Source organism: Virgisporangium ochraceum, assembly GCF_016863655.1.
GTDB lineage: Bacteria > Actinomycetota > Actinomycetes > Mycobacteriales > Micromonosporaceae > Virgisporangium > Virgisporangium ochraceum.
Window position 1 is genome coordinate 1 of record NZ_BOPH01000166.1, and the last position, 12273, is coordinate 12273.

A 12273-nucleotide genomic window follows, 5' to 3' on the forward strand; every position below is an offset into this window, starting at 1 on the left:
AAATCAGTGCGCTGGATCATTAGTCGAAGGCGTATTTACCTGCGCACGGCTCCGGGCAGCACACGCTCCGCGTCGACGAAGGTCATCGCGCAGGGAGGTCGTCGCGTTCGGGTGGTGAACTATCAGGTCGTCACGCAAGTCCGCAGACGATGTCCGTACCAGATGTTCCACCGCGGCGGTGGGCGTCGCGGGGTTCAGCAGGGCATTGATCCGCACCGACTTGTCGCTGTCGTAAGAGCCGAGCGAGGCCGTCGGGCAGGGTCCGCTCGTTGCGTGCTGTCCAGAGGCGCACCGGGCGGACCGGATCGGTGGCGAGCTGTCGTAACTCCTCGGATGGTCTGAGTGTAACGGGCTCGTAGGACCTTCCGATAGCCGACCAAATCGAGCGTCGTGGATTACTCCATTTGAACGCCCAGCGCTATCAACCTTTGCGTTGCCGGCCGTGGCAGCGTGCGGCAACGTCACCGGATCTCGGCCAGCGCGCCCGCGCGGTCCTCGCCGCTGCAGCCTCCAGTGGTTGACGATGGAGCGGGTCGGTCGAGAGGTTGGAAGTCCCGACCGACCCGCTCGGTCACGGGTCAACGACGTACTGGCTGGCGGTGCCTAAAAGCCGCCGTCTCCGGTGGAGCTGGTACTGAACCCGCCGCTGGCGGTGCTGCCCGAACCCGTCGAGCCGCCCGAGTCACCGGAACTGCTGCTCGAACCGCCAGAGTCTGAACCGCCGTAGCTGCTCGAACCGCCGTAGCCGTCCGAACCGCCGGACTCCGAACCGCCGTAGCCGTCCGAACCATCGGACTCCGAACCGCCGTAGCCGTCCGAACCATCGGACTCGACTTCGCCAGCCTCCGCGCCACCGTATCCGTCACCGTCACCGAAACCGGTGTCACCGTCGTCGCCGTATCCGGCATCGTCGGCGGTGAAACCGGGGTCTCCTTCGGCCCAGCCACCGGGACCGGTCACGTCACCGGCGTCGAAGCCGTCAACATCGCCGTACCCGGCGTCCACGCTGTCGCCCGCATCCGGACCGTCGGCCAGCGGATCAGCGGTCGGATCCATCGAGTATGGCTCGTCCGCGTCCGGTTCATCTCCCAACGGATCCGAGTACGGATCATCGGAGTACGGATCATCGTCGGGCGGAAGCGCCGGATTGTCGAAGACCGGCCCTTCGTAGGGCTTCAACCGCTCTGCCCACGCGGCGTCGCGGTCCATGAACTCCGACTCCTCGACCGGCGGGCCTTCGCGACCAAAGATCGCCCCGAGGATCGCGTCGCGGTCCTCCCGCGCGAACGTGAACGCCGGGGCGATGTAGCCCGTGAAGAACGAATCGCGGTCGACCCAACCCAGATCCCTGGTCCAGCCCTTGGCGTATAACGCGGTCCCGCGCTCATTGTCCGCCGTCGGGACGATCGACAGGCCATTGCCGTCGAGTGTGAAGTCCCAGCCGTAGCCGACCTCCAGGCCGCCGGGAAGGTCTCTGGTGGCTGTGATCCGCATGGTGAGACCGCTACGAGAGGCACGGACGCTGCCCGAACTGTTGAAGCCGAGCGCCGACAACTGGCCCTGGAGGCCGATACTGCTCTCCGTGGGGTTCGCCGGCACCTCGCCCATGGAGGTGCTCAGCGCATAGCCCCACCCCGGCGCAACGGTCAGGTCTCCGTCGGTTGTGACGGACACCGACAGGCCCGCACCTCGGAACGCACTTCCAGTGAAACTGAGGTCTCGACCCGCAGCGTCGTCCGCGGCCTCGGCCGCGTCTGGACCCTCCTGCGCCGAGCTGTACGGCCCGAACGCCGAACCCGTTGCCGCCGGACCGTCCGGTGACTGCGCACTGGATGATTCACCGCTCGATGATTCAGCGCTCGATGACCCTGTGCCGGTGAAGCCGCCGTCGGTCGCCCCCGCAGCTGGTACCGCACCGCCGGACCGCGTCGGTCCGCCCGATGCCGTGTCACCGGACGCCGCGGCGCCGGGAGTCGCCGAACCGTCGGCTGTGACCGCAGTACCACCCACACCGGAACCGGTCGGCGCCGCCGTGATCGTGATGCCACCGCCGGGCGCCGCCGCGACCGCGAGCGGAGTGAGCCCGAGCGCGGTGAGCAGCGCCGAGAGCGAGGTCACGCGCACGGTGTCGACTCGACGCCGTGCGTCTGACCGCGCCGAGCGGCAATCAGCCATCCCACCCGGCAACGGAGCCCTGCTCACCTTGCAACGCAGGGGCTCGCTAACGCCTGGTGGCGCGATCGCGATCGCCGTTGCGGGACCGCCGACGATGAACACCACAGCGGCGGCCCGAGCAAGGACCGCACGGCCCGGCCGGGCGAATTGCGGCCACGTCGGCCGCAGTGCGCCGGACCGCCGACCCAAGGCATGGAGACCGGCTCTTGTGGATCGCGTGACAGAACGTACGCACGTGGCAACGGCCCGCACGGTATGCGCCGCGCCATGCCACACAAGCGGCGCAATGTAGCCGAGCAGCCTGGTCACCGGCCGGACCAATGCGAGTAACACACCAGCCACGACGGCAACGCCGACCACAACGATAACTCTTGCTGCGTAACCGACCCCTCTGCCGGGCCGGTCACCTCGGGTCATCCGGGACATCAGCGGGCGGCCGTGTGACGACCACACGTCCCCCCAGTCGTATACTTCTCGGGTAATCCCAATGATTTTGCCTCCTGTCGCAACTCTGTATCAATGACATTGACCCGTGTCCCTGAGTTGATTCGTTGAGCAGTTTGCGGCGGCTGTCAGTTCCTGCTGCGCGATCCTGGCCTGCTCAGCCTGCCCATCCGACACGTCCCTGGCGTAGATGTGACACGTCGGACCAGCGAGTGGCGCGATCACGGCGATCACCGCGGTGCGAATGTTCCGGCAGCAGCCGGCCTCCGTCGACCATGGGTACCCGTCGATGCTCGTCGTCGGCGCGGTGACGTGTCCATGCCGCACAGGTGCGGCATGGACAGCCCGGTGGGCCGATGACATGCTCGAACGATTCCCGACGTCGGCCGGGGCCGGCCCGTGCCACAGCGCCCGGCCGTCGGTCAGGTGCGCCGCCGCGGTCTCTGGGTCGCCGTGGCCAGGTCGCGGCGCCCGCTCGCCGTGAGCTGTTCGAACTGGACCGCGCCGACGCCGGCTGGTATGACGGCAAGCTCGTATCCGCCCGTTTCACTACCGAGTCCGCCAGGATCCCGCGGGCGCAGCCGCATCACGTAGGTCTGCACGGTCCCGAGCGAGGTCTGAGGCGGGTACTCGCCCAGATCTCACGTGCGAGCCGTTCTCCGCTCACCACGCAGCCCGGCCGCAACAGCAGGACGGCCAGGATTGGTCGCTAGCGGGCGGCCCGGATTTCCGACCAACCGTCACCGTCGCGGACCCCCAGGGGACCGAGCATCTGGAACTGCATGGCATTGCCCTCCGTTGCCCCGCCTGTTCGTGCTGCCGCAGGGCGGCTCGCCGTCCGATCCCGCTCTGGTGGGCGGTGCGTCGGTTACGTACTCGGCCGACAGCGGACCCGTGGATCGGTATCTCGTGTCGGTGCCGGTCCGATATCCCGTTGAGCGGCATTACCGGATGCTGAAGAGCCCTTGAGCTGAGCCGTCGATCGACAACAAATCGAGTTTGTAGTCGCAACTGCGATAGCGACCACGTCCGTATGTCTGATCACGCTTGCTCGCCCACCGGTTCATGGGGGAGGAATCACGGACTCGGGCCCGTCGTCCGGCACAACGAACGGTGCGTACCCCACCGCGACGTCGACGATCAGGTCGGAGAAGACGAGCGACAGATTGTGCCCGTTCGTTCCGATGGTTGCTTCGTAGAACGGAATGCCGAGGGAACGGGACCAACGGTCAGCGTCGATAGACTCGCTTACCAGCCTCATCCCCGGGTACAGGCTCTACCATTTGACGCCCCAGACGTACCCCTCGAGGTCACAACCTTGGTCGTAAACAACGAGCCGGTCGAGCGATTCGCTCCAAACCTGCGACGAGAGGGCGGACGTAGCCGCCGCGTAGACACCAGTGCTTGAATCGGAACCGAAGATGCTGCGGGACGATCCCTGTGCGCGGGTCGGCAGTCGTGTAGACGAAGACATCATAGTCGCGCATGTAATCCGCGAAGCCATGGAACACGATCGCCTGCTCGAAGACCTCGTCAAACGCTTCCTGCATGCCTGCCCCGTCCAGGAGCAGATCTTTCACCATGGCCTTCCGCTCGTCGAACCCGCGTCGTCGGAGACGGACGGCGTCCACACGCTTGATCACAGCCGCTGCCGACGTCATCTCATCGGCGCGACCGCGCACTGGCCGTGCCCACCGGTCGAGGCGACGAACGGAGCGTCACGATCGCCGGCGACCCGAGGCGCCCGGTCTGCGGCATAGCGGACGTTCACGGCCTGGTGGTGGGCTCCGTTGTAGGTTGGCCGCGTGAACCTGAAGGTGATTGAGGGCAGGCTGACCGAGACGCAGATCGGGACGGGTACCGAGCGGCGCGCCTTCGGCGAGTTCGTCGGGCCGCACGGTGAACTCGCGTCATACGCGTTCGGCTGGACGACCGGGTCGGAGCACCCCGTCGGACGGCTCACCGTAGGGATCGGAGCCGGGAATCCAGGCGGTGCCAGCTTCCACGCGATCGTCTTCGACAAAGAGGACAGCTACGCCTGCTCGCTCGTCGACGAACCGTTCGAGCGAGTACCCGAGGGTGGCCCCGACCTGACGGCAATCGAAGCCCGCGCACACGAGGACCTGCCGTTCATCTGGTGGGTGGTGGACCACGTCATGGAGCGCGACCGCCGCGCGCGGTGGATGAAGCACTGGCTGCTGGGCACGACCAGCATCCAGACCGGTGAGATCTTCGCGCGGACAGAGCCGATTTTGTACGTCAGCCACGAAGCCGACGACGGACTCTGGCAACTCATCGGCGCGAGCGACGCCGACCCTGCCACGGGCAGGCTCAGTCACCTTCACCACGCCGTCGAGCACGACCCCACGTTGCTCGACGTGCTCGACCTCGAGCCGGGCGCGAGCGCCTACCGGGCCGGGCCGGGCGAGCCCTGGACCAAGGAACCGTCCTCCCAGTGACCCGGCGGCGAAGGCGATCCGTGATGAGGTCCGGCCGGGGACCATCGGCGCGTACGGCATACCGCGCATACAGCGACACCAGCAAGCTCGCCGCCCGCCACCAGCGTCTCACCGCCGAACACTTCCCAACCGGTGAGGTACTACGCGGATGCGCGCACGTCGTCGCCGCGAACGGCCTTTTGGTCGAGGCACAGCGCCGCCTCGACGAGACGCACGCGGCCTACGCCGACGTGACCGGCGACAGTCGAACGGCATCCGCTCATCGGCATGACCGAGTGCCCGACCTTCGGATCTTCGTCAGGTTGTGTGTTAATCGACCAACGGCAGGTCAGTGCATCCGATCGGGTTCTGGCTGCGTCTCTACCGGTTGGTCGGCGACGTACGTCGGGCTCAACTCCCGGAAAGCTTCATCAGCCCATCGCCGGCGCACCGGGTCGGTGCGCGCCTCCAGAAATGCTCGCGCCGCAGCGGCGATGCGCTGACGGTGAACGGCCAGCTCCGGCACCCGTACCAGCACCACTGCCACGGTGATCGCTTCCTGCCGAGCACCGAGGTGCGGGTCGTCCAGATACGCCGCGGCGGCCTCGTACATCTGGGGACGGAGCTGGCGGACCGCGTGCCACGCGGAAGTCGGGGACTCCAGCGGCGAGTATCCGGCGAGCTCGACGAACTCGCGCTCACGGACGTCACCGACCGCGTCGGCCACATCCGACAACCAGGTCAGCAGGTGCCCTCGCAACGGCCGGAGTCTGCCGTCCGGGCTCCGGATCACCGTCTCGCCGGCCGCTTTGCGATCCAGTAGCGCCAGCACGTACTGGACGGCCGGCACCGCCGGCCGGAACACATTCGGATACTCGACAAACGAGCCCCACAGATACGACAGGCCCATCTCGATGGACTGCGGATCGTCAGCGGCCAGGCCGTGCAGCAACGCCCGCATGTCGGGGTCCGCCCACCAGTACTCCTCCGCCTGGCCGGCCCGCACGATGTCCTCGACCATGGCGCTCAGGTCAGCCTGCTCCTCAGCCACGGCCGCATGATGACACAGCATCGACGAGCCGATGACGGTCGCAGCATCCACATGATGATCTCTCGGTCGCCCGCACCGATGCCGTGATCGGGTGCGCACAACGGCAAAGCCGTTGTGGACGCTCACGCGATTGACCTGGGGTCGGCTCACGGAATTGACCCAGCCCCAGGGTCGCCGATCGATTGCTTTGCGGCTCGACTCGCCGAACCGCTCGTCCTGAGCGACATCGCTCCGATGAGCGAGCGCGTCCGGCGAACAGCACCGATACGGCGAGGCGCTCACAACGTGCGACGTGGTCGGGTAGCAAGCCGGAGCCCCGCAGCCACGGAATCGGCAGCGGCGCAGCAAGCGGGGAACCAGCTGCCTCCGGCCGTGCCGTAAGGCTTCGACTCTCCGTAGTCAGGGATGTCTGGAGGCCCGCTGCGTTGCGCCGTTCCAGACCGCCTATCGCTCGTCGTTCCCTCCATGAACATCACGAGCGCGGTGCGGGCACGACGAGCGGCGTCCGGGTCAATTACGTGAGCGACTCTGGCTCCGACGGGTCAATTACGTGAGCGCCGACACCGTGAGCCGATCGGCGCTCTCGATCAGGTTCCGGAGGCCATGAAGGCGGCGAGGATGTAGTTGGCGTGGCGGTCGAGGTTCTTGCGTGCTCGGTCGTAGCGCATGGTGGTTCTCGGGTCGGCGTGGCGGGCGGCGATCTGGACATCGCGGAGGCTGACGCCGGCGTCGAGCATGGTGGTCACGAACGTGTGCCGGAGCATGTGGGTGCGCCGTGAGGCGTTGAGGTTCGAGTGGAGGTGGGAGACCTTCACCGCCGGCCCTGTCGCAGCAGGGAGGTGGAGCTGGGGGCAGCCTGATCCGGGTGGTGCCGGGGAGGGTGGAAGCGGCCCCGACAACGACGGGACGGGCCAGTACTGCCAGATGGTCCCGGGTCCGGCAAGCGGGACGGAGAGGAGTACGCGAAGAACCGGTGTTGACAGTCCCTTGATGAGGCGCCAGCTCGAACCTGGTGGATGTGGGCTGGAAGCGGTGCGCACCCGGCCGAGGCGGGTCGGGGAACTCCTGAGGCGGATGGCATATGCCGCTAGGGAGGCTGCGGGGAAGGTCTGCGGCGTACCCGCAGCGATGCCGCAGGGACACAGCCGGGCTCCTCCTTCGTCGAGCGAATCTCAGCGAACACGGGAACCGTTCCGGGTCTCGCCTTGGCCGCCCGCGTCCGGCGGGTGGTGGGGCTGGGCGCATCGACCGCTGATCGGTCCGGGACGGGGCGGAGCCGCCGTAGTACTCCGAGCCGGGGAAAGCCCGTGCGCATGGGGAAGGGCGGCAGCGGTATCGAGAAGGGATGGATGCTGCAATGCCGGAAGACGCGTCGCCGAATGGCGATGCTCCTCGACCGGGTCCGGGTGGGCCGTGGTCGAGGGTATCGGGGATGCAGGCCAAGCTTCACCGTTGGGCGGCGGCCGATCGTGGCCGCAGGTTCGATGACCTGTTCAACTTCGTGTGCGACCCGGCGACGCTGATCGTGGCGTTCACCCGGGTCGCGGGAAACCTGGGGGCGCGCACGCCCGGTGTTGACGGCCTCACGGTCGCCGATATCGAGGAGCAGGTGGGCGTGCCAGGGTTCCTGGACGACCTGCGAGCCGCCGTCAAAGACGGTTCGTTCCGGCCTTTGCCGGTCCGGGAACGGAAGATCCCGAAACCGGGTGGGTCGGGTAAGGTCCGCAAGCTCGGGATACCGACGGTTGCGGACCGGGTCGTGCAGGCGGCGCTGAAACTGGTGCTGGAGCCCATCTTCGAGGCCGACTTTCTGCCGGTCTCGTATGGGTTTCGGCCCAAGCGGCGGGCTCAGGACGCAGTCGCTGAGATTCATCATTTCGGCACCCGCGGCTACCGCTGGGTGCTCGATGCGGACATCGAGGCGTGTTTCGACTCCATCTCGCACCCGGCTCTCATGGATCGGGTGCGGGCGCGAGTCGGGGACAAGCGTGTCCTGGCGTTGGTGAAGGCGTTCCTCAAGGCCGGCGTGCTCACCGAGCTCGGCGACCGGCAGGACACCCATACCGGCACGCCGCAGGGAGGCATCCTGTCCCCGCTGCTGGCCAACATCGCTCTGTCCGTGCTCGACGAGCACGTGATGGCGCCATGGCGGCCCGGCGGTCGGATGTCGACCTCGGGCAAACGCAACTACCGAAGGTCTAGGGGCGAGTCGACGTGGCGGATCATCCGGTACGCCGACGACTTCGTGGTCCTGGTCAACGGCACGCGCGAGCACACCGAAGCGTTGCGCGAAGATATCGCTCATACCCTGGCACCATTGGGTTTACGGCTGTCACCGGCCAAGACCCGAGTGGTCCACATGAGCGAGGGGTTCGAGTTCCTCGGCTTCCGCATCCGGTGGAAACGCAAGCGGGGCTCGACCAAGTGGTACGTCTACACCTTCATCGCCCCGCGCGCGGTTCGCGCGGTCAAGACGAAGATCCGTGCCATCACAGGCAGGACATCGCAAGGGCATCTGGCGTATGTGCTGACCCGGTTGGGGATGCTCATGCGCGGATGGGCCAACTACTTCAAGCATGCCGTGGCGAAGTGGACCTTCAGCAAGCTGGACGCCTTCACCTGGTGGAGGCTGATACGCATGGTGAAGGCCCGCCACCGCTGGAGTTGGAGACAGCTGCGCCGCCACCTGATCACCCCGGACGGGAAATGGCGGATCGCAGCCGGCGGGATCGAGTACTTCCGGCTGAACAGTGTGACGGTCACGCGTTACACCTACCGGGGCAACAAGATCCCCAATCCATGGCCGACCCGAACCACCGCCTGACGGCAGACACCGTGGAGAGCCCGTTGCCGAGAGATCGGCACGGCGGGTTCGGCGAGCGGCCCGGGGAAACGGGCCGGTGGCAACACCGAAACCGCGCCCCGGGCCGACTCAACGGATGCATGTGCGGCATCCGGATCCCTGCGGTGGCGGCGAGGTGCTTGAGCCGTCGGGTGGCGGCGTGCCGGTCCATGCGGCCACCGAGGGTGTTGCGCAGGATCGGGCCGTCGTCGCGGTCGCCAACGGATCGGTCGATGGCTCGGCTGACCGCTGGTGGCAGCGGAACGAGGACGACTTTGGCGCCCTTACGCGTACGCGTAGGACGCGGTGGCCGTGTTCCTCTCCGAGGTCGGCGATGCTGGCGCCGCAGGCCTCGAAGATCGCAGCCCGAGGAGACCGAGAAGTGCGACGAGCGCGAAGTCGTTCGGGTTCCTCGACAGTCGGGCGGTGGTGATCAGTGCCTCGAACTGGAGGTGTCCCAGCCCGAGGGTCGGGGACTCGGCCGGGACGGGTGGTCGTCGGACGTAGTCGGCGGGTGAGTGCGGCAGGAGGCCGTCGATGACGCAGACGCGGTAGAAGCCGACCACGATCGACAACCGCCGTGACACGGTTGAGGGCTGGAACCGGCGGATCTCCTGCAGCCAGCGCACGTATCGCTCGATGTCGGTGCGGACCGCCGCGAGCGGTTCCAGGTCCTGCTCGTCGCACCAGCGGAGGAAGATCCGTAGGTCGGAGTTGGTGTGGAGGCGGGTCTGGCCGCGATAGCGGCCCAGGTAGGCGGCGACCGCCGCCCGCAGCACAATTTGATCAGACGACGCGACACAAGCGTTGGAAACGGGGAAGGCAGCCATATCTGACCGTGCGTCACCAGCGGCGGCGAGCGCTACCGCGCCCGGAGCGGCAAATCCGGACGCCACGGCGGTGTTGCAGACTGATGATCGTGCAGCTGTGGGGAGTCGCCGGGTACGGCGTTGACATGCGGGTGGTCGGCTTTCAGTTCCCGGATGCGGATGACCGGGCGAAGCGCTGCAGCTGGCACATGGTCGAGGGCACCGCGACCTGCGCCGAGGGATCCTGGAGCTGGCGCTACCCGGCGTTGACCTGCGACGAGTCGCCACGGTTGAGTGCGTGGCTTAGGAGTATCGCCGACGCCGAGGAATCGCGCCTGGCGGGTCCCGGCGGCACCGAGGGACCGGCGGCCACGTTGTCGTTCGTGGAGCCCAACCTGTCGCTGGCTCTCGTTGGGTGGGCGCGGAGAGCTGCGCTGATCGACATCGGTCTGGATCTGGAGTTCGCCCCGCCTTGGCAGCCTCGACGCGCTGCGGGCAGCCCGTACCGTGTCAGGTGTGAAGTGGACCGGGAGCATCTTCTGCAGGCGGCGGACGACTGGGACGCAGAGATCGCGCCGTACCCCGACCATTGACTTGGGCAACGCAAGTCAACCCGAACGCGGCAGATGTGCGCGATCAGTGGCAGCTTCAAGCGTCGAACGCCTGTGTGAGTCGTGGCGGATCGCCGCACTTCTACATCTGACTCAACGTGCTCAGACCTCGGCCCAAGGTTGCCCTGCCGTGGGGTTCCATCGGAACTGATCTTCGCCGTCCCGTACCTCAAGGACACCAGCTCGGACAAGGAGCAGTAGGGCATCGTGGAGACCGTTGCCCAGCGGATTGTTGTCCCAGAAAACGCCCTTGACGTCAAGGAAAGTTCGCCCGGCGAACAGACCCAGCGCTCGCCCCAGCTCGTACGCGGCCCCGTCCGAGTCGGTCCAGTCGGTGAGGTTATCTGCAAGTGTCACGTGGTGCACCGTAGATCGGTCCAGCTACCGGGCACACCGCATTTGGCCGTGTGGACAGCCCCATCGCGTTACGTTCCGATACCCGCTCCAGCAGGCAAATCAGGTGTTCCGGCACAGATCAGGAAGAGATCAGCGCGGCGACCCGGCGGTTCATCACCCTGGAAAGCTTGAGGAGCCGGCCGTTATCTGCGGGTCACGCGACCGGTTCGTCCAGAACGATACGGCCCCGGCGAGTCCGTTCGTGATCACAGCTGACGAGACATATGCGGAACGTTGAGGCCGCGCGCAGGGCGGCAGATGTGCGCGCCGTTGGACTGCCGGGCTTGACCGGTGACGACTGAGCCGGCACAGCCGACCCGGGACGAGGTGGACTTCTGGTTCACCGCCGTGTCGGACGGCGCCCGCACCCGCGACGAGGCGGACCGGTGGGTGTCAACGCTCCGCGAAGATTGACCCCGCGGTGCTCGAACCCACGGAGCGCCCGGGGGTCAGTCTTCAGGGAGCGGCGACAGTGGGTGAGTCGATGGCATGCCGGCACCACCGGGGACCTCGTCGAGGACGAGGTCGTCCAGCGGGCACTCGATCTTCTAAACGGCATCAACCTGCCGGCCACCGCAAGCGGCGACCTCCTCCACGACGACCAGCAGGTACGGCGATGGCACAACGAGTTCCGCCGCCGCTGCATACGCAACCCCACACATTGACGCGCCGCAGCGACGAACCACGGGTGGCAGGTCAGTGCATCACATCGGATTCCGGCTGCTCCGGTACCGGTTCGTCGGCGAGGTACGTCGGGCTCAACTCCTGGAATGCCTCCTCTGCCGATTGCCTGCGCACCGGGTCTGTGCAGGCGTCCAGAAATCCTCGCGCCGCGGCGGCGACGTGCTGACGGTGGACGGCCAACTCCGGAACTCGTACGAGCACCACCGCCGCGGTGATCGCCTCCTGGCGAACTCCGGGGTGCGGGTCGTCCAGAAACGCGGCGGCGGCCGCGTACATCCGGGGACGGAGTCGCCGGACCGCGTGCCACACCGAGGTCGGGGACGTCAGCGGCGAAAATCCGACAAGCTCGACGAACTCGCCGACGCGGACGTCACCGACCGCGTCGGCCACGCCCGATAACCAGGTCAGCAGGTGGCCTCGCAACGGCCGGAGTCTGCCGTCCGGACTACGGACCATCGCATCGCCGCCCACCTTGCGATCCAGCAACGCCAGCACGTACCGGACGGCCGGCACCGTTGCCTTGAATACGTTCGGATACTCGATGAAATCGTTCCACAAATACGACATGCCTACCGCGACGGACTTCGGATCGTCAGCGGTCAGACCGTCGAGCGAGGCCCGCATGTCGGGGTCCGGCCACCAGTGCTCCTCCGCCCAGGCGGCCCGCACGATGTCGTCGACCATGCGGCTCAGGTCAGCCCGCTCCTCAGCCACGGCAACACGATGACACAGCATCGACGGGCCAGCAACGATCCGCCGCATCCACAAGATGGTCTCTCGATCCACCTCAATGTCACCGTGATCGGGTGAGCGCTCATGGCGG

General features: G+C 67.0%; 11 protein-coding genes and 1 pseudogene. 3 read left to right on the top strand and 9 right to left on the bottom strand.

All coding sequences use genetic code 11. The annotated features are described in order from the left end of the window. Positions 1–603: 603 nt before the first annotated feature. The 4 genes and pseudogenes from Voc01_RS52330 to Voc01_RS55140 form a co-directional block, all read right to left on the bottom strand. The gene (locus tag Voc01_RS52330) at positions 604–2118 is read right to left on the bottom strand and encodes a hypothetical protein (RefSeq protein WP_203935289.1); all 1515 of its coding nucleotides are present in this window, start codon (positions 2116–2118) and stop codon (positions 604–606) included. 573 nt (positions 2119–2691) lie between these two features. Next, positions 2692–3156, bottom strand: coding sequence for a BTAD domain-containing putative transcriptional regulator (locus Voc01_RS55005; protein WP_203935297.1), 465 nt, complete (start codon positions 3154–3156; stop codon positions 2692–2694). A 526-nt stretch (positions 3157–3682) separates the two neighbouring features. Then, positions 3683–4042 (bottom strand): annotated as a pseudogene (locus Voc01_RS55135) (YxiG-like protein). Beyond that, positions 3930–4262, bottom strand: a complete 333-nt coding sequence (locus Voc01_RS55140) for a YxiG-like protein (RefSeq protein ID WP_239161120.1) — start codon at positions 4260–4262, stop codon at positions 3930–3932. The pseudogene Voc01_RS55135 and the gene Voc01_RS55140 overlap by 113 nt, the downstream one beginning before the upstream one ends. Before the next feature lie 162 nt (positions 4263–4424). On the opposite strand from Voc01_RS55140, the gene Voc01_RS52345 reads away from it, so the two are divergent. Further along, the gene (locus tag Voc01_RS52345; RefSeq protein WP_203935290.1) at positions 4425–5078 is read left to right on the top strand and encodes a hypothetical protein; all 654 of its coding nucleotides are present in this window, start codon (positions 4425–4427) and stop codon (positions 5076–5078) included. A gap of 328 nt (positions 5079–5406) precedes the next feature. On the opposite strand, the gene Voc01_RS52350 is transcribed toward Voc01_RS52345, so the two are convergent. Continuing rightward, positions 5407–6108 carry a hypothetical protein gene (locus Voc01_RS52350; RefSeq protein ID WP_203935291.1) on the bottom strand — a complete coding sequence of 234 codons (702 nt, stop codon included), beginning with the start codon at positions 6106–6108 and terminating at the stop codon, positions 5407–5409. Between the two features lie 587 nt (positions 6109–6695). Further along, positions 6696–6923 (bottom strand): tyrosine-type recombinase/integrase, encoded by a 228-nt coding sequence (locus tag Voc01_RS55010; protein WP_373873990.1) that lies wholly within the window; start codon positions 6921–6923, stop codon positions 6696–6698. Positions 6924–7540: 617 nt separating this feature from the next. Here Voc01_RS55010 and ltrA point away from each other — a divergent pair. Further along, the gene (gene ltrA, locus Voc01_RS52360) at positions 7541–8932 is read left to right on the top strand and encodes a group II intron reverse transcriptase/maturase (protein ID WP_239161121.1); all 1392 of its coding nucleotides are present in this window, start codon (positions 7541–7543) and stop codon (positions 8930–8932) included. A gap of 302 nt (positions 8933–9234) precedes the next feature. Here ltrA and Voc01_RS52365 read toward each other — a convergent pair whose 3' ends face one another. Continuing rightward, entirely contained in the window at positions 9235–9729 is a 495-nt protein-coding gene (locus Voc01_RS52365; protein ID WP_203935293.1) for a site-specific integrase, read from the bottom strand. A gap of 134 nt (positions 9730–9863) precedes the next feature. Here Voc01_RS52365 and Voc01_RS52370 point away from each other — a divergent pair, with 134 nt between their 5' ends. After that, the gene (locus Voc01_RS52370; RefSeq protein WP_203935294.1) at positions 9864–10352 is read left to right on the top strand and encodes a WapI family immunity protein; all 489 of its coding nucleotides are present in this window, start codon (positions 9864–9866) and stop codon (positions 10350–10352) included. A gap of 120 nt (positions 10353–10472) precedes the next feature. On the opposite strand, the gene Voc01_RS52375 is transcribed toward Voc01_RS52370, so the two are convergent. Together Voc01_RS52375 and Voc01_RS52380 are read right to left on the bottom strand one after the other, a co-directional pair. After that, positions 10473–10727: a hypothetical protein gene (locus tag Voc01_RS52375; RefSeq protein ID WP_203935295.1), complete on the bottom strand. Its 255-nt coding sequence runs from the start codon at positions 10725–10727 to the stop codon at positions 10473–10475. A gap of 735 nt (positions 10728–11462) precedes the next feature. Beyond that, a partial coding sequence (locus tag Voc01_RS52380) for a hypothetical protein (RefSeq protein WP_203935296.1) occupies positions 11463–12273 on the bottom strand: 811 nt, incomplete at its 5' end.

Bases quoted from the DNA above. Each gene is read 5' to 3' on its own strand.
- Voc01_RS52370 (WP_203935294.1), top strand. From the start codon at position 9,864: ATGATCGTGCAGCTGTGGGGAGTCGCCGGGTACGGCGTTGACATGCGG.
- ltrA (WP_239161121.1), top strand. From the start codon at position 7,541: ATGCAGGCCAAGCTTCACCGTTGGGCGGCGGCCGATCGTGGCCGCAGG.